The sequence below is a fragment of the Methylobacillus caricis genome, assembly GCF_020532705.1.
In the GTDB taxonomy this organism is placed as follows: Bacteria; Pseudomonadota; Gammaproteobacteria; order Burkholderiales; family Methylophilaceae; genus Methylobacillus; species Methylobacillus caricis.
The window spans coordinates 252,666-274,087 of sequence record NZ_JAJAVD010000004.1 but is presented as its reverse complement, the minus strand read 5'-3'; the positions used below and the strand labels follow the sequence as shown (position 1 = coordinate 274,087).

Here is a 21,422-nt window from a genome sequence, read left to right as displayed (position 1 = left end):
TAGTAGTCAGTCTGATACCCGTTGTCGGGAAACCATGAAAAATGAAAAACGTTGTTCATCCCTTGATACCTCCCGTTGTCAGCCCACTGATGACGCGCTCCTGGAATACAATGATGAGGATGGCGAGCGGCACAATGGCGACCACCAAGGCGGCAGAAATGACTGGCCACGGGAAGGTGAACTCACCCTGGTAAAGCAGAATGCCTACTGGCAGTGTCCGGCTGCCCGGTGCGGCATTCAATGCCAATGCCAACAGGAACTCATCCCAGGCATTGACGAAGGCCAGGATGCCTGCCGTGAAGACTCCAGGAGCAGACAATGGCAGGACGATGCGGTAAAGCGCCTGCAGCCTGGTGCAACCGTCGAGCATGGCGGCGTTTTCGATGTCCTTTGGCACTTGCTGGAAAAAGCTTGCCAGCACCAGTGTGCACACCGGCAAGCTTTGCACGGCATAAGGCAGGATTAGCGCGCCGTAGGTGTTGATCAGGCCCAGGCCGCGCATGATCTCGAACAATGGCACCAGCAGGGTGGCGGGCGGGAACATCGCCACGGCGACGAGCAAGGTGAGAATCAGCCCGCGGTGGCGCAGGTGCAGCCGGGTCAACGCATAGGCGGCGCCGGTGGCGGCAAACAGCGTGAGCAAGGTGGAAAGCAGGGCGACAGCGAAGCTGTTGCCAAGGAACAGCAGCAAGGGCTGGTCGCTGAATGCATGGATATAATTGCCCAGGCCGGGATTCTGCGGCAGCCAGGTGATCGGCGTCTGGGCAAGCTCGATATCGCTCTTGAACGAAGTCAGCAATATCCACAAGGCCGGGAAGAAGCCATTGATCAACAACACGGCGGCGGCAATCCAGCGCAAGGGTAGCTTCAGCATCACAGCGTCCCCTTGTATAGCTTGCGCAGGTAGAGCGAGCTCGCGGCCATGGAAAGCACGAACAGCAGCACTGCAAGGGCGGAGCCATAGCCGACATCCATGTACTCGATGGCGGTGGTGTTGATCAGGATGGAAAGCGTTTCCGTATAACGCGCCGGGCCGCCTTGCGTCATGGCATACGGGATATCGAAGGATTGCAATGCGCTGATGGTGCGGAAGATCAGCGCGACCATCAGCGCGGGAACCAGCAATGGCAATGTGACGTGGCGGAATATTTGCCAGCGGCTGGCGCCTTCCAGCTCTGCGGCTTCGTACAGGCTGCGCGGGATGGTTTGCAGGCCCGCGAGCAGGATCAGCGCAACAAAGGAGGATGTCTTCCATATGGTGGCAATGCAGATGGCGAGGAAGCCCCATTGCGGGATCAGCAGAAAAGAGATGGGCGCAAACCCGGCACGGCGCAACAGGTCATTGACCACGCCGTATTCCGTGTTGAAGAACCAGGCGAAGATCATGCCGGAGAATGCCAGCGGCAATGCCCAGGGCAGCAGCAGCGCCAGCCGCACCGGCCAGCGCCATTTCCATTCACGGTTGGCGAGCAGCGCCAGCACCAGGCCGACCAGCAATGCGCCGGGAACGGTGACGATGCACAAGGCCAGCGTGAAGCGGACGGCGCGCCAGACATCCGGGTCACGCAGGGCGTCTGCATAATTGGCCAGGCCGATGAACACCGGGCCGCTCTCGCTGAACAGGCTGATGGAGTACAGGCTGTCATGGATGACCTTGGCAACCGGATAAACCACGATCAGTCCCAGCAGCAGAGTTGCGGGCAGCAATAGCCAGAACGCCAGCGATGCTTCACTGATGTCTCCCAGCCTGTTGCGCAGGCCGTCCTGTTGCCGACTGAAAAGTGTGCGCACGCTCAACGCAATATCCTTTCCAGCCGGCGGCTGATGTCTTCCAGGCCTTCTTCGGCTGTCAGCGAGCCCGCCAGCACGGCGGAAGTCGATATGCGCAGCACGTCCGATACCTGGGCGTAGCGCGGGGTCAGCGGACGTGACTTGGCGCCCATCAGGGCAGGTTTGGCATTGTTGAGCCAGGGAATGATGGCCTGGACATCCGCGTCGTCATAAAGCGAAAGGTAAGGCGGCAGCAGCGCGCCTTGCAGGGTGATGTAGCGCACGCTTTCAGGCGATGCCAAGAAGCGCAGGAAGTCGGCTGTCTGCGCCTTGTTGCGCGAATAGTTGGAGAGCGCCCACTGCCAGCCGCCCAGGCAGGTTGCATGCTCCCCGTCTTGCATCGCTGGCATGCGGATGATGCCGACCTTGTCCTTGACGCGGGAATCCGCGTCGTTCTGGAACACGCCCCAGGCGAACCCCCAGTTGATCGCGAAAATGGCATTGCCAGCCTTGAATGTATTGACGGTGTCGCCGGTCTTGACCTCGGCAACGTGGCGGCGGATCACATTCTTCTCGATCAGGCCTTTCCACAATTGCAGGCTGCGCAATGCCGCGGGTTTATCCAGCGCCAGCTTGCCGTTGGCATCCAGGATATCCTTGCCCTGGCTCCAGTAAGGCAGCAGAAAGCTGCACACTGTGCCTTCGATCGGCGCGCCCTGGATGGAAAGCCCTTGCAGGGCGGATTTTTTCTCTTGCTTGAGGATCGTCTGTGCGGCAGTCTCCAGCTCGTGCCAGGTTTGCGGGGGCGCGATGCCGTATTGCGCCAATAGATCCTTGCGGTAATACATAAACATGGCGTCGGTTACCGCAGGCAAGGTGTAGAGCCTGCCCTTGACCAAGTTGGTCTGGCGGTAGACCGGCAGGCCGTCGGCCAGCAGTTTTTCCCTTTCTTCGCCGAAATAGGGGTCGAGAGGCGCAATCCAGCCCGCAGTGGCAAACTGGTATGGATGGACGATATCCAGCATCAAGGCATCAAAGCTCGGGTCGTGCGCATTGAGCAATACGGAAAGGTATTTGCGTTGCAGTTCTGAGGTGGCGGCTCCGCTGCCGATTTCTATGCGAATGCCGGGATGGCTGGCTTCATAGCGGTCTGCCAATGTGCGGAATAAATCCGGGCGCTGCGCTGCACCGCCGATAAAGACCCGCAGCACGGTCTCTGCCTGCGCAGAAATTGTGCTCAGCAGAAGCAGGCACAGGCTAATGATGCGCAATGGGGGGGTGATGCTAATCATGCTACCTGCTCCGCATTGCTGGCTTGGCTGGTGGTAAGGCGAATGCCGCTATTGCTGTCAAACCAGTGGAGGTTGGCATAGGCGACATGGACTTGCAGCTTTTGCCCGCTCGATATGGACTGGTTGCCTGGAAAGCGGGCCTGCACGGTGTATTGCTCAAGATTCGCCGTAGGCTGTTCCAGGCGCAATGTGGCAATGGTCTCGGAACCCAGCGGCTCCACCAGTTCAACAACGGCATTCAGGGCCAAGCTAGGCTGGCCATTTAGGAAGGACTCGCTAACGTGCAAGTGCTCCGGCCGGATGCCGAGCGTAATTTCCTTTTCTAGATGGTTTTCCAGGGGATGGGTAGGCAATGCCTGCCCCGCGATAAAAGCAGTGGCGTTTCCGGTTGACAACTGCAAAGGCAGCGTGAGCAGATTCATGGGAGGGGCGCCCATGAAACCTGCAACAAACGTCGTCGCCGGGAATTGGTAGATTTCCGCAGGTGTGCCCAGCTGTTCTATGCGGCCATGGTTGATGACGGCGATGCGGTCGGCCAGCGTCATGGCTTCCACCTGGTCGTGCGTGACGTAGATCATGGTCTTGCCCAGGCGCTGGTGCAGGCGCTTGATCTCCATACGCATCTCGGTGCGCAGCTTGGCATCAAGGTTGGAGAGCGGCTCGTCGAACAGGAAAAGTTGAGCTTCGCGTACGAGCGCACGGCCGATCGCGACGCGCTGGCGTTGACCGCCAGACAAGGCAGCGGGCTTGCGTTGCAATAAGCCTGTCAACTGCAGCAGATCGGCGGCGGCATGTACCTTTTGCTGGATTTCATGCTTGGGCGTGCCGCGGATGCTCAGGCCGAAGGCCAGATTGTCATAAACGGTCTTGTGCGGATATAGTGCGTAGTCCTGAAACACCAGGGCCATGTTGCGCTCGCGCGGCGGGAGGCGGTTGATGCTGCGGCCGTCGAGGATCACCTGGCCTTCGTCAGCTTCTTCCAGGCCGGCCAGGATGCGCAGCAGCGTGGACTTGCCACATCCCGAGGGGCCGACCAGGACGATGAGCTCGCCTGAGGCGATATCAAGGTCGATTTCCTTGAGAATGGGCATTTGGGCAAAATGCTTGCCCAGCCGTTGCAGGCTAAGCTTGGCCATATCTTCCTGACTGCGGCGTGAAGGTGGGCGCGGTGTTCAAGAAGAGCTTGCTCCTCCCCGTAAACAATTGTTTTGAATTTTGAATAAACACTGATAATCTCGATGATGTTACCGGTAACATTGCGAAAAGTTTGGGCAAGTCTTTGTATGCTGTCAAAGAATTAAATAAAAAATAAATAGTTAAAAATGTTATATAGAAAAGAGATGAATAAGCATGTCGGGTAAGCGCAAGGGCCTGGGAAGGGCAACGGTTCATGACGTTGCCAAGCTGGCGGGCGTGTCTTCAATTACGGTTTCGCGTTATTTCAAGCAGCCGGATATCGTGTCGCAGGCATTGCGTGATCGCATTGCCGAGGCAGTCAATGCATTGGATTACCTCCCCAACCATGCAGCGGGTGGGCTGGCCTCGACGCGGGGGCGCATCGTGGCGATGGTGATTCCCAATATTTCCGGCCCCATTTTTGCCAATACCATCCAGAGTTTCAGTGATGAATTGAACCGGCACGGATACCAATTGCTGCTTGCTTCCAGCTATTTCTCCGTGGAAAAGGAAGAGGATGCCGTGCGTGCTTTCCTCGGTTGGTCTCCCGCTGCCCTAGTCCTGACCAGCCAGTACCATTCCGAGGGAACGGAGCGGCTGATTGCAAAGGCCACCATGCCTGTGGTGGAAACCTGGGACTACGTGCCCGAGCGCAAGCCCGTGCAGGTTGGTTTCTCTCATGTTGATGTCGGGCGGCAATCGGTAGAGTATTTGCATGGCAAGGGTTACAAGCGGATCGCATTTGTGCAGAACAGCCTGATCGGCGACTTGAGTGCACTTGACCGGCGCGATGGTTATATCGCCCGCATGACCGAGCATGGCCTGGAACCCTGGGTGTTTGTGCCTACCCAGGCAGACCCATTCGAGGCGGGGCGGCAGGCGGTCAATTCCTTGTTGTTGCGCAAGCAACCCGCCGAGGCGATCATCTTTGCCAACGACAACCTGGCTGCGGGCGGCATGCTCGCAGGCGCTCGCGCCGGCATGCGTTTCCCCGAGGATTGCGCCATCTTCGGTTTTGGCAACTATGCTTTTTCCGAGATGCTGTTGCCCAGCCTGACTACCATACGCCCGCCTGCCAGAGAGATCGGCGAGGTGGCGGCGCTAAGGATATTGCAGACATTGGGAGAAGCGTCTGTCGAAGGTCCGGTTCAGCGCCTCAACCTGCTCGACTGTGAATTGATTGCGCGAGAGAGCGCTTGAATTTTGATGAATTGAAGGAGTGAGTAATGACTTACCAGGCCAATGCCAGCCGTTATGACCAGATGCAATACCGCCGTTGCGGCAACAGCGGGCTCAAGCTACCGCTGTTGTCGCTGGGCTTGTGGCATAACTTTGGCGACAACACCAATATTGCCGTGCAGCGCGATATGCTGTGCACCGCTTTCGACCTCGGCATTACCCATTTCGACCTCGCCAACAACTACGGCCCGCCATACGGCAGCGCGGAAACCAATTTCGGGCAGATATTCAAGCAGGATTTCCGGCCCTACCGCGACGAACTCATTATTTCCACCAAGGCAGGCTGGGATATGTGGCCCGGCCCTTACGGCCAGGGCGGCGGTTCGCGCAAATACCTGCTTGCTAGCCTCGACCAGAGTTTGCAGCGTATGGGCCTGGACTATGTGGATATTTTCTACTCCCACCGCTTCGATGCGGAAACGCCTCTCGAGGAAACCATGGGCGCCCTGGCCAGTGCAGTGCAGCAAGGCAAAGCGCTATATGTGGGCATATCGTCGTATTCTCCAGCCAAAACACTGGAAGCTTCCCGGCTGTTACGGGAATGGAAAGTGCCTTGCCTGATCCATCAGCCTTCCTACAATCTGTTGAACCGCTGGATAGAAAAAGACCTGCTTGCCACCCTGCAGCAGGAAGGCATGGGCTGCATCACTTTCACGGCCCTGGCGCAGGGGCTGCTTTCAGATAAATACCTCAATGGTATCCCGCAGGATGCACGCATTAACCGTCCAGGCGGTAGTTCCATCCAACCCAGTCATTTGAGCGAGGAAAACCTCAACCGCATCCGCGGACTCCACCAGATCGCCTTGCAACGCGGCCAATCTCTCGCGCAGATGGCGCTGGCCTGGGTATTGCGTGACGAGCGGGTGACCTCCACCCTGATCGGCGCCAGCAATAGCCAGCAAATCCACGAGAATGTTGCCGCATTGCAGAACCTTGCATTTTCACAGGACGAGCTTGCAGCCATAGACACGCTCGCCCAGGAAGGCGGCATTGATTTATGGGCGGGTTCTTCCAGCGAGTGGAAATAATCATGATGTAATGTTTTAAGGCAAGGTGGAGAACAATCACTGGCTTTTCTGTATCATGCGCATATGTCGCTGGCTGGTTGCAGCTGCGGAGTGAAGCAAAGCTAAAAATTCCAACTGATGATAGAAACTGACCGTTTAATCGCCCCCTCTCCCCAAAGCCCGCAGGAAGAAGCGCTGGAGCGTGCCTTGCGCCCCAAAGTGCTGGATGAGTATGTGGGACAGGAAAAGGCTCGCTCCCAGCTGGAGATTTTCATCAATGCTGCGCGCGGCCGCTCCGAGGCGCTCGACCATGTGCTGCTGTTCGGGCCGCCCGGATTGGGCAAGACCACGCTCGCACACATTATCGCCAGGGAAATGGGCGTCAATATGCGCCAGACCTCGGGGCCGGTGCTGGAGCGTGCGGGCGACCTTGCCGCCTTGCTCACCAACCTCGAGCCCAACGATGTGCTGTTTATCGACGAGATTCACAGGCTATCGCCCGTGGTCGAGGAAATCCTTTACCCTGCGCTGGAAGACTACCGCCTCGACATCATGATAGGCGAAGGCCCGGCGGCACGTTCTGTACGCCTGGACCTGCCGCCATTCACCCTGGTCGGGGCCACCACTCGCGCTGGTATGCTGACCAATCCCTTGCGGGACCGTTTTGGCATAGTGTCGCGCCTGGAGTTTTACACTTCTGAAGAGCTGTCACGCATTGTTTATCGTTCAGCGGGCTTGCTTGAAGTTTCCATGCAACAGGAAGGCGCCCTGGAAATCGCGCGCCGCTCGCGTGGCACACCGCGTATTGCCAACCGCTTGCTGCGCCGTGTAAGGGACTATGCGCAAGTGAAATCGGACGGAGTGGTGACCCCTGAAATCGCGGATGCCGCTCTGAAAATGCTGGATGTGGACAAGCTGGGCTTTGATGTGATGGACCGCAAGCTGCTGCTGGCCGTGTTGGAGAAATTCGATGGCGGCCCAGTCGGGCTCGACAATCTTGCGGCCGCGATTGGTGAAGAACGTGACACTATCGAGGACGTGCTTGAGCCCTACCTGATCCAGCAGGGCTACCTCATGCGCACCCCGCGCGGACGTATCGCCACCCAGCAGGCTTACCAGCATTTCGGGCTGGCAGTGCCAGGAAAACTCGGTACAGGAGAGCTCTGGCAGCAATGAGTGCAAGCAGGGAGTTCCATTGGCCGATACGTGTTTACTATGAGGATACAGACAGTGGTGGCGTGGTCTACCATGCCAATTACCTCAAGTTCATGGAACGCGCACGCACTGAATTTCTACGCAGCCAGGGTTTCGGCCAGGCGGAACTAAGAGATGATCTCGGAGTCTTGTTTGTGGTGCGCGGCCTTGCGCTAAAATACCGTCGCCCAGCCCGCTTCGATGATGCATTACAGGTTGTGACCCGTCTTGTTGAACTGGGCCGCAGCCTGATCAAGTTTGAGCAGCTTATTTATCGTGATGATGAGCTGCTGGTAGATGCCGCCATAGAAGTCGTCTGTATAGACGCTGAAAAATTTACGCCGGTTGCCATACCGGTCATCATGCGCAATGTGATCAATCCTACGGAGTTTGAATGAATCTTACTGAAGACATGTCGTTTTTAACGCTGATTACGGGCGCCAGTGTGCCGGTGCAGATTGTCATGGCCTTGCTGCTCCTGACTTCGCTGGTTTCATGGTGGTATATATTCATCAAGGTATTCACCATCAAGACTGCGGACAGCGCGGCAGAGGATTTTGAGCGTGTATTCTGGAAAGGCGGCGACCTTAACCAGTTGTATGAAAGCGTGACCTCTGGTCGACGCAATGTGCAGGGCTTGGCCAGTATTTTTGAGGCAGGTTTCAAGGAGTATGCGCGCCTCAGGCGTCAGAGTGGCCTGGAGGTCAGCGACATTACCGAAGGCGCGAGGCGTGCCATGCGTGCCGCATACAACCGGGAAATGGACGAACTTGACTCTCACCTGCCTTTCCTGGCTTCGGTTGGGTCTGTTAGTCCTTACATTGGTTTGTTTGGTACGGTCTGGGGCATCATGAATGCATTCCGTGGCTTGGCCAATATGGCGCAGGCAACCTTGGCACATGTGGCGCCCGGTATTGCCGAGGCGCTGGTGGCAACTGCCATAGGCCTGTTTGCGGCCATTCCTGCCGTGATTGCCTACAACCGCTTTACCGCCTCAGTGGACAGGTTGGCAGTGCGTTATGAAAGCTTCATGGAAGAATTTACCAATATCCTGCAACGCAAGGCTTAAGGAGGACTGATGAGTCGTCGTAAATCCCGCCGCCTGATGAACCAGATTAATGTCGTACCTTATATCGACGTTACCCTGGTGTTGCTGGTGATTTTCATGGTGACGGCACCCATGACCAATCCCGGTGTGGTTGAGTTGCCGCAGGTGGGGCAGACTCTCAAGCAAACCGCTGCGCCTATCGTGATCACGGTCAAGGCTGACGGCAAGGCTGAAATCGAGAGCAAGGTGATGGAACGTGACCAACTGCTGTTCGAAGTGAAGAACCTGCTGGAAAAAACGCCAGAGCGCGCCATTGTGATCGCTGCAGATAAAAATGTGCAGTATGACAAGGTCGTTACCTTGATGGATAGCCTGAAACAGTACAAGGTTGGTCTCCTGCTCAAGCCTGCATCAAACAACTAGACGCTAATGAAAAAACGTCAAGCGAATCCTTTTATTGTTCGGGCCGGTGCACTTTCTTTCCTGGTGCATATAATTCTACTGGCCCTGCTGCTGTTTTCATTCAACTGGAAAACTGAGCATCCAGTAATAGTGGCGCAAGTCGAGCTTTGGGAAAACCTGCCATCGGAAAAACCAGTGGCAAAACCTCCCCAGCCCAAGCCGGAACCTGCCCCAGAGCCAAAACCGGAACCCAGGCCTGAGCCAAAACCAGAGCCTAAGCCTGAACCTGCTCCAGAGCCACAGCCTGAGGCAGAAATCCAGGTGAAGAAGGAGCCGGAAAAGCCGAAGCCCAAGGTAGAGAAGCCCAAGCCGGAAAAGCCGAAGCCTGAGCCGGAGAAACCCAAGCCTGAACCAAAGAAAGACGATAAAAAGAAGCTGGAGGAGTTGAAGAAACTGCAGCAGCAGTTGCTGGAAGAGGATTCGCAACCAGCACCAGCCAAGAAGCAGGGGCCCGCCCAGGAGGGTGCCAATGTCATCAATCAAAGCGAGGTCGGCAAGTATATCGGGTTGATTCAGGCAAAGATTAAGCGCAACGTGAACCGACAGTTGTGCGGTAACGGCAAGCCCGAGCTTGAGGTAGGTATCAGTCTCATGCCAACCGGAGAGGTCATTGGTACACCGCGCTTGCTGAAGAGCAGCGGGCTGCCGGCTTGTGACGAGGCTGTGGAGCGTGCGATTTTGCAGTCACAACCGCTGCCTTTGCCGCCGCAGCCGGAGCTTTTTTCGCAGTTTCGCGATTTAAAGCTTAAATTCAGCCCTAATAATGATAACTAGTTTGATAGAATGTGCGCTTGCCAGCCGGGGAACTTTGCATAACTTTATTACCCTAACCACAAATGAATAAATTACGCTTATTTCTCAGTCTTTTAGTTTTTATCCTGCCTTTGTCTGCCAAGGCTGCCCTGACAATTGAAATTGTCGGTGGCGCCGCCCAGCAGATTCCCATTGCGATTGTGCCTTTTGCCCAGCCGGGGCAGATCGCCGGGCAGCAGGACACCATTGCCAACATCATTGGTGCCGACTTGCGGCGCAGCGGCTTGTTTCGTGTGTTGGAAACACGCGGTGTTGCCAACCAGCCGAGCGACATCAGCCAGGTAAGTTATTCTGACTGGGCGGCAATCCAGGCACAGGCGTTGACCATCGGCAGTATAGAAACCTTGCCTGGCAACCGCCTCAAGGTGTCTTTCCGCTTGCTGGATGTTTACAAGCAGAATCAGCTGGTCGGGATGGAATACAACATTACGCCTGCCCAGCTACGCATGACTGCACACCGCATTGCTGATGTGATCTACCAAAAACTGACTGGAGAGCCGGGCGTATTTGCCACCCGCATTTCCTATGTCACCAAAACGAATGGCCGTTATTCCCTGCAGGTCGCTGATGCGGATGGCTATAATCCACAAACCGTGGTGTCCTCGGTAGAGCCCATCATTTCCCCTGTATGGTCGCCTGACGGCACCAGGTTGGCGTATGTTTCCTTTGAAAAGAAAAAGCCCATTGTTTATGTGCAGTCCCTGGTGTCTGGACAGCGTACCGTGTTGGCTAACTTCAAGGGCAACAATAGTGCGCCGTCATGGTCTCCCGATGGCAAGCGTCTGGCCATTGTGTTGACCTATGCTGCCAACTCGCAGATTTACAGCATCAATGCGGACGGCACCGGTTTGCAGCAGCTGACGCATACCAGTGCAATTGATACCGAGCCAGTATGGTCTCCTGACGGCCGGTATATATATTTCACTTCAGACCGCGGCGGCAATCCGCAGATATACCGCATGTCCACCAGTGGTGGCGATGCTTCGCGCGTGACATTTGAAGGCAGCTATATCGTCAGTCCACGTATCTCGCCGGATGGCAAGTCTCTTGCTTATATCCGCAGGGACGAAGGCAGGTTCAGGGTTGCCTTGCAGGATGTTGCGAGTGGGCAAGTGCAAATTCTCAGCGATACAGCCAGGGACGAGTCACCCAGCTTCGCTCCAAATGGCCGCATGATCCTCTATGCGACACGCATCAATGGCAAGGGCGCATTGGCTGCAGTGTCTGCAGATGGAAAGGTCAGGCAGCGTTTGAGCGAAACCGGCGGCGATGTACGCGAGCCTGCCTGGGGTCCTGTCGTCAGTCAATAAACATCAGCAAGTTTTTAGTGTGGTAACCAGTTGATAGTGTGTGTCTTATTTAAAGGAGAGAATAAATGAATAAACGTTTAGTGATGAGCGTGTTGTTGGCAGCGATGTTGGCAGCTTGTTCAAGCAAGGCCGTGAAGGAAACCCCACAGGCAGCTGTTGAAGACAAGAGCCCTGTGGCCACCCAAACTACTACCAGCAACGAATCTGCTACCAGTGGCGTAAGTGACTCATCATTGGCCAGCAACCCATTGAAGGATCCCAACAACATCCTGTCCAAGCGCAACGTGTACTTCGATTTCGATAGCGATGCTGTTAAGTCTGAGTATCGTCCTCTGATCGAAGCTCATGCCAAGTACTTGACATCACACAGCGATGCCAAGGTATTCCTGCAAGGCAATACCGATGATCGCGGTACTCGTGAGTACAACTTGTCCCTGGGTCAACGTCGTGCAGTTTCCGTCAAGAAGGTATTGAACCTGCTGGGCGTGCAGGATGCGCAGATCGAAACTGTAAGTTTCGGTAAGGAAAAGGCAAACACCACTTGTGCTGATGACTCTTGCTACAAGCAAGATCGTCGCGTTGATATCATCTATCAAGGCGAGTAATTCATCATGCAGCGTTCTCTGGTTCTGCTGGTAGCAGCTTTTCTCTCACTGCCACACTTAGTGCAGGCTGCGCTTTTTGGTGATGATGAAGCAAGAAAAAAAATCGCCGATCTGCAACAGCAGGTGCAAAGTCAGAATCAGGAAACGCAATCAGCATTGGCTGAATTGAAGAAAAGCCAGCAAGCCCTGGAAATGAAAAGCCAGGGCATGCTGGATCTCCTGGGTCAGATAGACAAGCTTAATCAGGAAATCAGTCGCCTCAAGGGCGATCTGGAAGTCGCCAATCATAATATTGAAAATGTACAGCAACGCCAGCGTGACCTTTACGCTGACACAGATGGGCGTCTGCGTAAAATTGAAGAAGCCGGTATTGGCGGCGCTAATGCTGCAAACAATGCAGACGAGCAAGGCCAGCCACAGTCATCTGCAGAAAATGGAGACGGTGGTGAACTGAAGGACTTGGAGGCTGCAAAAGCATTATCTGCCTCTGGCAAATTCAAGGAAGCATTTGATGCATACAGCAAATTCCTGCAAGCGCACCCCGGTAGCAGCAAGGCGCCAGAGGCCTTGTTGGGCTTGGGCAGCGCCCAGTTCTCGTTGAAGAATTACAAAGCGTCTATCAGCACGCAACAAAAGCTGATTTCACAATATGGCAATAGCGATAAAGTGCCGGATGCCATGTTTAGTATTGCCAACAGCCAGATCCAGCTCTCCGAGGTAGATAATGCCAAGAAAACCTTGCGCAGCCTGCTTGAGAAGTTTCCCAATCACGAGCTGGCTCCCAGTGCCAAACGGCGCCTGAACGTGCTGGACTCGATCAAGTCCAGATAGCTTTCCCGTGTTGCGCATCCATGAAATATTCCACTCCCTGCAAGGGGAGTCGTCACGTGTAGGCATGCCCACCGTTTTTGTACGGCTGACCGGTTGCCCGATGCGTTGCGTCTATTGCGATACCGAATATGCCTTCAAGGGCGGCAGCAATATGTTGCTTGACGATATCATGGCGCAGGTTGAGAGCTACGGTGCCAAGTACGTCTGCGTCACGGGCGGCGAGCCGCTGGCGCAAAAGAAGGAATGCCTCAACTTGCTCAAGCGCTTGTGCGACGAGGGTTACGAGGTTTCACTTGAAACTGGTGGCGCTATTGCCACTGATGGCGTGGATGAGCGTGTCGCGGTGATCCTGGATATCAAGACCCCTGGTTCCGGCGAATTGGCCAATAACAAGTGGGAAAACCTGCAGCGGCTCAAGCCCAATGACGAAATCAAGTTTGTGCTCTGCAGTCGCGAGGATTACGACTGGGCCAAGCAGTTGCTGGCCGAGCATGCCCTTAATGAGAAATGCCAGGTGATATTCTCGCCGGTGTTCAGCCAGGTCACACCCACAGACCTCGCAGACTGGGTGCTGCAGGATAGATTGCCGGTACGTATGCAGGTGCAGTTGCATAAAATCTTGTGGGGTGAAACTCCTGGCAAGTAGGTTGAGCAGTTGTGAGTCAATCCTCTTGGTGGTTTACTGTAGCTGGTCCTGGCTGAAATCCTTTTTGTTTTATGTAGTGACTGGTTTAATTAGGTTTCAGCCTGTCTGGCGTTCAGTATTTGTACGGAATTAAATTCATGAGTAAGAAAGCAGTAGTGCTCCTGTCGGGAGGACTGGACTCAGCCACGGTGCTCGCCATCGCGCGTAGCCGGGGTTATGAGTCCTATTGCCTGAGTTTGGACTATCACCAGCGTCATCGCGCCGAATTGCATGCAGCCGAGAATGTAGCCAAGCTGCTTGGCGCTGCCGCACACCGTACCGCTCAGCTCGATCTTTCCATGTTTGGTGGGTCGGCCCTCACGGACAATGCAATAGATGTCCCACAGGAGCCCACAGAGGGCATACCGGTCACTTATGTGCCTGCGCGCAATACCATCATGCTTTCTCTGGCGTTGGCCTGGGCGGAAGTGCTGGAATCGCGGGATATCTTTATTGGTGTCAATGCGCTGGATTACTCGGGTTATCCTGATTGTCGTGGCGAATATGTGGAAGCTTTCCAACGCATGGCCAACCTGGCGACCAAGAGTGCCGTTGAAGGCAAGACCATTACTGTCCATGCGCCCTTGATCGATATGACAAAGGCCGAGATTGTCACCCAGGGCACAGCCCTGGGCGTGGACTACGCCAGCACGGTTTCCTGTTATCAGGCTGACGACCGCGGCCATGCCTGCGGCGTTTGCGATTCATGCCGTTTGCGCAGGCAGGGCTTTATTGCGGCGGGCCTGGCGGACCCGACGCGTTATGCGGATTCGGCAAGAAATACATAATTGTCTTGCCAAGCGCATAGAAAATAACGTAAAATCCGCGCCTTTCTGTCTAGTCTAAAGAGAACAAGATTATGGTGATTATTCGTCTCGCCCGCGGTGGCGCGAAGAAAGCTCCTTTTTACAGCGTTGTTGTGGCAGATTCCCGCAACCGCCGTGATGGCCGTTTCATTGAGCGTGTAGGTTTCTACAACCCTTTGGCTAAAGAAGGTCAAGAAGGCTTGCGCCTGAACGGCGAGCGTATCGCTCACTGGCGCAGCAATGGCGCACAACTGTCAGACAGTGTTGCTCGTCTGGTCAAGCAAGCTGCCAAAGCTGCTTAATGCCTTGCCGTTGTAAAACGGCGGGTAGCTGATTTGTGAGTGAATTAGTCATTATGGGGCGCGTTGTCGCCCCTTATGGCGTTTATGGCTGGCTGAAAATCCAGCCAGATACAGAGTACCTGGATAGCCTGTTCGATTACGACAACTGGTGGTTGGGGCGGGGCAACCCGCAAGATTCCACTCAGTGGCGTGAGCTTGAGGTTGAAAAGGCAAAGGTTCATAACGCGCTGCTTTTAGTCAAGCTGGCGGGTGTGGATGACCGAGACGCCGCTTTTGCCTGCAAGGGCATGCAAGTGGCAGTGCCGCGGGATGAATTGCCTGTTCCGGAAGAAGATGAGTATTACTGGTCGGACCTGATCGGGCTTGAAGTCAAAAACCAGCAGGCGGTTGACTTGGGCAGGATTGCCGATGTATTTGCCACAGGTGCCAATGACGTGATTGTTGTAAAAGGTGAGCGGGAGCGTTTGATTCCGTTTATCGGGCAAGTGGTGCTTGAGGTTGATGTCGCTGCCAAAACGATGCTGGTTGACTGGGATGCGGAGTTTTGAGCGAGGCAGATAAGCTATCTGTGAAGCGCACTATGCAGTTTGATGTGGTGACTTTGTTTCCACAGATGTTTGAGGCCTTGAGTAACTTTGGTATCACCTCTCGTGCGCTTGAACGCCAGATATATGATCTGCAATTGTGGAATCCACGGGATTTCACCAGCGACAATTATCGTACGGTAGATGACCGGCCCTATGGTGGCGGTCCTGGCATGGTGATGCTGGCAGAGCCGCTGGCAAGCGCAATCCAGGCTGCCAAGGTAAGGCAGCAGCAAGCAGGGGTGGCAAGCAGCAAGGTGATCCATCTTTCACCCCAGGGCATACCGCTCAAGCATGAGCATGTGATGCAATTGAGTGAGGAGCCGGGCTTGATATTGCTGGCAAGCCGCTACGAAGGTGTTGACGAGCGCTTGCTCAACAGTGTGGTGGATGAAGAATATTCGATAGGCGATTATGTGCTATCCGGCGGTGAGATTCCCGCTATGGTGCTGATAGACGCCATCGTCAGGCAGTTGCCGGGTAGTCTCGGCGATGCCGGATCGGCAGAGGAAGACTCCTTTGTCGATGGTTTGCTGGATTGCCCGCATTACACGCGTCCCGAGGAGTATGCGGGACAGAGGGTGCCGGAAGTGCTGCTTTCCGGCAACCATGCAAAGATCAAGCGATGGCGATTGAAACAATCGCTGACGCGAACCCGGGCCAGGCGCCCGGATTTATTGGCCGCAAGGTCGTTGACGAAAGAGGAATCTCGGCTGCTCATGGAAATAGAGCAGGAACAAGATTCCCATAACTAAAAGGAAGCACAAAATGGCTGATATTATCAAGCAACTGGAACAGGAAGAAATTGCCCGTCTTGGCAAGACTATCCCTAGCTTTGCCCCTGGTGACACCGTAGTGGTTGGTGTGAACGTGGTTGAAGGCACACGTAAGCGTGTGCAGGCTTACGAAGGCGTTGTCATCGCCATCCGTAACCGTGGATTGAACTCCTCCTTCATCGTTCGCAAGATTTCTTCCGGCGAAGGTGTTGAGCGTACATTCCAGACTTACTCCCCGCTGATCGCCAGCATCGAAGTCAAGCGCCGCGGTGACGTACGTCGCAGCAAGCTCTACTACCTGCGTGAGCGTTCAGGCAAGTCCGCACGTATCAAGGAAAAGTTGCAACTGCGCACCAAAGACACCAACAAGGAAACAAGCAGCGCAGAATAAGCTGCAGTTTGCTTCCCAGAAAAGCTCCGGTTTCCGGGGCTTTTTTATTTTCTGGCACAAGGTTTTTCGTCCTTGGGGTTTGGGCTAAAATGGGTTCATGGATAAGCACATTCGCCAGAATTTTGACGCATTGATTGAAGCGCCCTTCGGGGCGGTAGGCATATTGGTTGATGAGGAGTATGTCACCGGAATAAATCTCATTCCGGAATCCATGTCGCCTTACTGTATTCCACAACCTTTTGCACAATATGTCGCGCAACAGCTGAAACAATATCTCCAGGATTCATCAACCACGCTGGATATTCCACATCTCTTGCAAGGGACGCCGTTCCAGAAGAGGGTCTGGCGCAAAATGAGCGAGATTCCCCTTGGGCAGGTATGGAGCTATAGCGAGCTGGCGGAGCAGGTTGCTTCCGGTCCGCGCGCTGTGGCCAATGTCTGTGGAGCCAATCACCTGCCATTGTTGATTCCCTGCCATCGCATAGTGGCCAAGAGCGGTATAGGGGGATTTATGCAAGGAACTGCCAAGGGGCTTGAAATCAAGCGCTGGTTGCTGCAACACGAAAAGCAGTGATGACACTGGATAATCAGGTATTGCTGGACAGTTTCATTGACCACCTATGGCTGGAAGACGGGCTGGCAAAAAATACTCTGGACAGTTACCGCCTTGACCTTGCAGCTTTTGCCGCGTGGTTGAATGGAGCAAAAGGCAAGCGGCTGCTTGACGCCAGGCAGGACGATATTCAGGCCTATATTGCAGTGCGATTCCCTCAAAGCAAACCACGCAGTATCGGTCGCTTGGTTGCCAGTTTGCGCCGCATGTACAGATTCGCATTGCGCGAAAATCATATCAATGAGGACCCCAGCCTGCGCATAGAATCGCCCAAGCTACCGCGCTCACTGCCCAAGAGTCTGAGCGAGGCGGATGTGGAGCGGTTGATTCAGGCACCTGACGTGCGGGATGCAGTTGGCCTGCGTGACCGCGCCATGCTGGAAACGCTCTATGCTACCGGTTTGCGTGTGTCGGAACTGGTTGGCCTGGAAGTGACGCAAGCCAGCCTGACCGATGGTGTAGTGCGTGTGACTGGCAAGGGCAGCAAGACGCGCCTTGTACCATTGGGCGAAGAGTCGGTAGACTGGATTGCGCGTTATCTGCAAGAGGGGCGGCCGTATATATTGCAGCAGCGTCTGAGCGATCACCTGTTTGTCACGCAGCGCGGCTCGGGCATGACGCGGCAAGCTTTCTGGTATTTGATCAAGCGCTATGCATTGCAGGCGGGTATTCGTACTCAGCTTTCCCCTCATGTGCTGCGGCATGCTTTTGCCACCCACCTGCTGAACCATGGCGCAGACTTGCGGGTGGTACAGATGCTGCTGGGCCATGCCGATATTTCCACCACGCAAATCTATACCCATGTGGCGCGGGAAAGATTGAAGCAATTACATCAAGTGCATCATCCCAGGGGGTAATGACTTCAGTGGTATATATTGCACCAAATCTGAATAATTCTTGAGTTGATAATCCATGGTTAGCAATGTGGCTGGCAATGTTCTTGCTTCTGCGATTAGCAAATGATCAAATGAATTGCGATGATGCCTACTGTCAGTTTCTGCTAGGGCTGGTTATATCAGGCTTATGTCTTTTCTGGGTATGCTTTGGCAAAAGTTAGTATGACTTCTCGCACTATCTTGCGTTGTGGAGCTGGCAAGGCAAGAAATGCTTCAAAAGTCTCGCGTTCCTGAAAATGAATCGCATCATCCCAGCGTTGTCTTGCCTGTTGAATCTCGCTTTTGATTTCAGCACCGTAACGTAGCTGGTCTGGCGGCACGCGTAGCCATTGTGCCAGTGCAATCAGCTTGTCTTGCGAGGGGAGCGTTTCTCCTAGCAGCCATCTTCTTACCCCTTGTAATGTCATCGGCTTTTCTCCTGCATAGTGGAGATTAAAGTGCCTTTCAAGTACCGCTGGCCGTGGCTCAAATCCGGCGGCCAGCATTGCCTCTTTCAACCGTATCGCAAAATTCTGTTTGGCTTTATCCATGTGCAGATTAAATGCGCATGGTGATGTAGTTCAGCAACTAAACTGACATAAAAATTTAGTTATGAACTAAACTAATAGTTTAGTTTGTGGATTAACAATAAAAATGTTTGTGGAGGAATTGAGCGCATTTTCTCAGGCTGATGAGGGTTTCCGGTGATCTCTGCCTATCATGCCAAATACTACGCTCATGAGCTAACACGACGTCATGCTGCTGATGGCGTGGATCGTCTTTCTCAGTCGTTGTTCGATGCCAGCGTCGATTTGAACCCGCACCAGATCGAGGCGGCGCTGTTCGCTCTGCGTAACCCGCTGCAGGAAGGTGTTCTGCTGGCCGATGAAGTTGGTCTTGGTAAGACCATTGAAGCTTCGCTCGTGGTTTGCCAGTATTGGGCGGAACGTCGTCGTCGCTTATTGGTGATCTGTCCGGCCAGTCTGCGCAAGCAATGGGCACAGGAGTTGCTCGACAAGTTTGCAGTACCAACGACAGTGGTGGATGCAGCTTACCTGCGCAAACAGACTACAGGTGACATGTTCACTACGTTTCAGGGATTGGTCGGCAAAGCAGTCATCATCATGTCCTACCAGTTCGCTGCCAGGCTGGAAGCTGAGTTGCGCGCAGTGCCATGGGATGTAGTGGTTATCGACGAAGCGCACAAGCTTAGAAATGCGCATCGTGCCAGTAATCGCACAGGCCAGGCGCTGAAGCGCGCACTAGCCGGCCGAAAGAAGCTTCTGCTCACCGCTACGCCGTTGCAGAACTCCCTGATGGAGCTGTATGGCTTGTCCACTCTGATCGACGAGCATCTGTTCGGCGATGAAGCAGCTTTCCGCAAGCAGTTCATGAGCGGCACCGCGAGCATGGGCGAGCTGCACAGGCGCCTTGCAACCTTCGCCAAGCGCACGCTGCGGCGTGACGTGCTTGAGTACATCAAGTACACCGAGCGCAAAGCGTTGACTCAGCCTTTTGAACCGACGGATGACGAACAGTCGCTCTACGAACGCATTTCGTCCTTCTTGCAGCGCGAAGAATCCTACGCCCTGCCCAAGCAGCAGCGCCACCTCACCGCACTCATCCTGCGCAAGCTGTTGGCTTCCAGCTCGCACGCCGTTGCGGCCACGCTCATTACCATTCGCCAACGGCTTGAACGGTTGCTGGATGGCGAAGCCGATGATAACGGCACCCAACTTGTCGAACAGCTCATCGTCGAAGACGATCTGGAGCAGGACTATCTGGAAGAGGAGGCCGTAGAGGACGAAGACACACCAGCAGATGAAGCGTCCAAATTATCGGGGGCAGCGGGCGACAATAAGCCCAACTCCAACATCCTCCGCGCCGAAATCGTCGAGCTGACCGCTTTCATCGATGCTGCACAGGCCCTGCAAACAGATACCAAGGCGCAGGCGCTGCTTAAGGCTCTCACCTTGGGCTTCGACAAGATGGCTGAGCTGCGCGCGCCGCGCAAAGCCATCATCTTCACGGAGTCCAGGCGCACTCAGGAATACCTGCATCGTTTTATTTCTGCCAATGGCTACGCGGGCAAGCTGGTGCTGTTCAGCGGCACTAACACCCATGAAGACTCCATGGCTATCTACCAACGCTGGCTGGAAAAATTCAAGGGCACGGATCGCGTCACCGGCTCACCGCAGGTGGACCGCCGCACGGCGCTGATCGATCACTTCCGCAAGGACGACGGCACGGGCGCAGAAATCATGATTGCCACCGAAGCCGCCGCCGAAGGCGTCAACCTGCAGTTCTGTGCGCTTATCATCAATTACGACCTGCCGTGGAACCCGCAACGTGTAGAACAGCGTATTGGTCGCTGTCATCGTTACGGCCAACGCTACGACGTCGTGGTTATCAACTTCCTCAATACCCGCAACCAGGCCGATCAGCGTGTGCTGGAGCTGCTCACCGAAAAATTCAACTTGTTCTCCGGCGTGTTCGGAGCATCTGATGAAGTACTCGGTCGTATCGAAGGCGGCCTCGACTTCGAAAAGCGCATCCTGCAGATCTACGACACCTGCCGCCAGCCGGAGCAGATCGAGGCTGCCTTTAACGCCCTGCAAACGGAACTGGAAGAAGTCATAGCCGACCGTATCAAGGACACACAGAGTCAGTTGCTGGCAAACTTCGATGAGGATGTCCACGATCGTCTCAAACTGCGGCTGGACGAAGCCGAAGCACGGTTAGACAAGCTGGGCCGCTGGTTCTGGGGTGTCACACGCTATGCCTTGAGTGAGCGGGCACGTTTCGATGAGCAGTCCTACGCCTTTTTCCTTAGTAGTCCACCGCAAAGCATAGCGTCGGGCCGGTACCAGCTCATCCGTGGTGCAGCCCAACCCGACATGCTGGCCCATGCCTACCGCCTCAGCCATCCGCTGGGCGAGTGGAGTATCGCTGCCAGCCTCAACGCGCCTACCCCGCCCGCTACGCTTACGCTGGACTATGGCAAGCACGGTACGCGTATCTCCATCATTGAAAAGCTACGCGGCAAGTCCGGCTGGCTCACGCTGGTACGGCTGGAAGTTACCGCTTTCGAGACGACCGAGGCCCTGCTGTTCTCTGGCCTCACTGATGATGGTGAACCACTCGATCAGGAAGCCTGTGAAAAGCTGCTAACCATCCCGGCGATGGGTAAATCTGTTGCCATCCATGATGCTGCACCAAGTGACCTTGAAGCCAACAGCCAGCGCCGCGTACAAGCCACCATTGCCGATGTGCTGGAAGCCAATCAGCGCCTGTTCAACGAGGAGCGTGACAAGCTGGAGCGCTGGGCCGATGACAAACTCTTGGCGGCTGAAGAAGCCCTCAAGAACACCAAAGCACGCATCGCCCAGTTGAAACGCGACGCCCGCAAGGCCACCACCCTGCAAGAGCAGGACAGCATTCAACGTGATCTGGCCGAATTGGAGCGCAAGCAGCGTCACCTGCGGCAGGAAATCTTCACCGTCGAGGACGAGATCATCGAAAAACGTGACGCACTGATTGCCTCGCTCCAGCAGCGGCTGCAAGAGAAAACCGAAACCCAAACGCTGTTCACCATCCGCTGGCAGGTGAAATAAAAGCTTTACAAAAAACTAAAAAATTTGAA

At 55.0% G+C, this 21,422-nt stretch carries 24 protein-coding genes; 19 read left to right on the top strand and 5 right to left on the bottom strand.

Going from position 1 to position 21,422, the window contains the following annotated elements:
- Positions 1 to 55 precede the first annotated feature (55 nt).
- From LG200_RS11760 to LG200_RS11745, 4 genes are read right to left on the bottom strand one after another with little or no spacing between them, the layout of a single operon-like run.
- Entirely contained in the window at positions 56 to 874 is an 819-nt protein-coding gene (locus LG200_RS11760; RefSeq protein WP_226757814.1) for a carbohydrate ABC transporter permease, read from the bottom strand.
- Entirely contained in the window at positions 874 to 1,791 is a 918-nt protein-coding gene (locus LG200_RS11755) for a carbohydrate ABC transporter permease (RefSeq protein WP_226758253.1), read from the bottom strand. The genes LG200_RS11760 and LG200_RS11755 overlap by 1 nt, the downstream gene beginning before the upstream one ends.
- Positions 1,792 to 1,793: 2 nt before the next feature.
- The gene (locus tag LG200_RS11750; RefSeq protein WP_226757813.1) at positions 1,794 to 3,062 is read right to left on the bottom strand and encodes an ABC transporter substrate-binding protein; all 1,269 of its coding nucleotides are present in this window, start codon (positions 3,060 to 3,062) and stop codon (positions 1,794 to 1,796) included.
- The gene (locus LG200_RS11745; RefSeq protein ID WP_226757812.1) at positions 3,059 to 4,198 is read right to left on the bottom strand and encodes an ABC transporter ATP-binding protein; all 1,140 of its coding nucleotides are present in this window, start codon (positions 4,196 to 4,198) and stop codon (positions 3,059 to 3,061) included. Before LG200_RS11745 ends, LG200_RS11750 begins: the two co-directional genes overlap by 4 nt.
- 214 nt (positions 4,199 to 4,412) lie before the next feature.
- Between LG200_RS11745 and LG200_RS11740 the strand changes: the two genes are divergently transcribed.
- From LG200_RS11740 to xerD, 18 genes are all read left to right on the top strand, one after another.
- The gene (locus LG200_RS11740; RefSeq protein WP_226757811.1) at positions 4,413 to 5,438 is read left to right on the top strand and encodes a LacI family DNA-binding transcriptional regulator; all 1,026 of its coding nucleotides are present in this window, start codon (positions 4,413 to 4,415) and stop codon (positions 5,436 to 5,438) included.
- A gap of 26 nt (positions 5,439 to 5,464) precedes the next feature.
- Positions 5,465 to 6,505 (top strand): L-glyceraldehyde 3-phosphate reductase, encoded by a 1,041-nt coding sequence (gene mgrA / locus LG200_RS11735; RefSeq protein ID WP_226757810.1) that lies wholly within the window; start codon positions 5,465 to 5,467, stop codon positions 6,503 to 6,505.
- A gap of 117 nt (positions 6,506 to 6,622) precedes the next feature.
- Positions 6,623 to 7,660 (top strand): Holliday junction branch migration DNA helicase RuvB, encoded by a 1,038-nt coding sequence (gene ruvB, locus LG200_RS11730; RefSeq protein WP_226757809.1) that lies wholly within the window; start codon positions 6,623 to 6,625, stop codon positions 7,658 to 7,660.
- Entirely contained in the window at positions 7,657 to 8,076 is a 420-nt protein-coding gene (gene ybgC, locus LG200_RS11725) for a tol-pal system-associated acyl-CoA thioesterase (protein ID WP_226757808.1), read from the top strand. Before ruvB ends, ybgC begins: the two co-directional genes overlap by 4 nt.
- Positions 8,073 to 8,747 (top strand): protein TolQ, encoded by a 675-nt coding sequence (gene tolQ / locus LG200_RS11720; RefSeq protein ID WP_226757807.1) that lies wholly within the window; start codon positions 8,073 to 8,075, stop codon positions 8,745 to 8,747. Before ybgC ends, tolQ begins: the two co-directional genes overlap by 4 nt.
- A gap of 9 nt (positions 8,748 to 8,756) precedes the next feature.
- A complete protein-coding gene (locus tag LG200_RS11715; RefSeq protein ID WP_226757806.1) occupies positions 8,757 to 9,149 on the top strand; it encodes a biopolymer transporter ExbD in 393 nt (130 codons plus the stop codon).
- A 6-nt stretch (positions 9,150 to 9,155) separates the two neighbouring features.
- On the top strand, positions 9,156 to 9,962 hold the full coding sequence (locus tag LG200_RS11710) for a TonB C-terminal domain-containing protein (RefSeq protein ID WP_226757805.1): 807 nt from the start codon (positions 9,156 to 9,158) through the stop codon (positions 9,960 to 9,962).
- 62 nt (positions 9,963 to 10,024) lie between these two features.
- A complete protein-coding gene (gene tolB / locus LG200_RS11705; RefSeq protein ID WP_226757804.1) occupies positions 10,025 to 11,311 on the top strand; it encodes a Tol-Pal system beta propeller repeat protein TolB in 1,287 nt (428 codons plus the stop codon).
- Positions 11,312 to 11,376: 65 nt separating this feature from the next.
- Positions 11,377 to 11,916, top strand: a complete 540-nt coding sequence (pal, locus tag LG200_RS11700; RefSeq protein ID WP_226757803.1) for a peptidoglycan-associated lipoprotein Pal — start codon at positions 11,377 to 11,379, stop codon at positions 11,914 to 11,916.
- A 6-nt stretch (positions 11,917 to 11,922) separates the two neighbouring features.
- Positions 11,923 to 12,747 (top strand): YbgF trimerization domain-containing protein, encoded by an 825-nt coding sequence (locus LG200_RS11695; protein ID WP_226757802.1) that lies wholly within the window; start codon positions 11,923 to 11,925, stop codon positions 12,745 to 12,747.
- Between the two features lie 7 nt (positions 12,748 to 12,754).
- Entirely contained in the window at positions 12,755 to 13,393 is a 639-nt protein-coding gene (gene queE, locus LG200_RS11690; RefSeq protein ID WP_226757801.1) for a 7-carboxy-7-deazaguanine synthase QueE, read from the top strand.
- A gap of 137 nt (positions 13,394 to 13,530) precedes the next feature.
- A complete protein-coding gene (gene queC / locus LG200_RS11685) occupies positions 13,531 to 14,220 on the top strand; it encodes a 7-cyano-7-deazaguanine synthase QueC (protein ID WP_226757800.1) in 690 nt (229 codons plus the stop codon).
- A gap of 71 nt (positions 14,221 to 14,291) precedes the next feature.
- Complete coding sequence (gene rpsP / locus LG200_RS11680; protein ID WP_226757799.1) at positions 14,292 to 14,540, top strand: 30S ribosomal protein S16; 249 nt, start codon at positions 14,292 to 14,294, stop codon at positions 14,538 to 14,540.
- A gap of 53 nt (positions 14,541 to 14,593) precedes the next feature.
- Positions 14,594 to 15,088 carry a ribosome maturation factor RimM gene (gene rimM / locus LG200_RS11675; protein ID WP_226758252.1) on the top strand — a complete coding sequence of 165 codons (495 nt, stop codon included), beginning with the start codon at positions 14,594 to 14,596 and terminating at the stop codon, positions 15,086 to 15,088.
- A 32-nt stretch (positions 15,089 to 15,120) separates the two neighbouring features.
- Positions 15,121 to 15,879, top strand: a complete 759-nt coding sequence (trmD, locus tag LG200_RS11670) for a tRNA (guanosine(37)-N1)-methyltransferase TrmD (RefSeq protein WP_226758251.1) — start codon at positions 15,121 to 15,123, stop codon at positions 15,877 to 15,879.
- A 13-nt stretch (positions 15,880 to 15,892) separates the two neighbouring features.
- Positions 15,893 to 16,291: a 50S ribosomal protein L19 gene (gene rplS / locus LG200_RS11665; protein ID WP_226757798.1), complete on the top strand. Its 399-nt coding sequence runs from the start codon at positions 15,893 to 15,895 to the stop codon at positions 16,289 to 16,291.
- A gap of 97 nt (positions 16,292 to 16,388) precedes the next feature.
- Positions 16,389 to 16,865, top strand: a complete 477-nt coding sequence (locus tag LG200_RS11660; RefSeq protein ID WP_226757797.1) for a methylated-DNA--[protein]-cysteine S-methyltransferase — start codon at positions 16,389 to 16,391, stop codon at positions 16,863 to 16,865.
- Positions 16,865 to 17,761, top strand: coding sequence for a site-specific tyrosine recombinase XerD (xerD, locus tag LG200_RS11655; RefSeq protein ID WP_226757796.1), 897 nt, complete (start codon positions 16,865 to 16,867; stop codon positions 17,759 to 17,761). Before LG200_RS11660 ends, xerD begins: the two co-directional genes overlap by 1 nt.
- Positions 17,762 to 17,925: 164 nt before the next feature.
- Here the strand turns inward: xerD and LG200_RS11650 are convergent, their stop codons facing one another.
- Entirely contained in the window at positions 17,926 to 18,330 is a 405-nt protein-coding gene (locus LG200_RS11650; RefSeq protein WP_226757795.1) for a hypothetical protein, read from the bottom strand.
- Positions 18,331 to 18,483: 153 nt separating this feature from the next.
- Here LG200_RS11650 and LG200_RS11645 point away from each other — a divergent pair, with 153 nt between their 5' ends.
- A complete protein-coding gene (locus tag LG200_RS11645) occupies positions 18,484 to 21,393 on the top strand; it encodes an SNF2-related protein (protein ID WP_226757794.1) in 2,910 nt (969 codons plus the stop codon).
- Positions 21,394 to 21,422 lie beyond the last annotated feature (29 nt).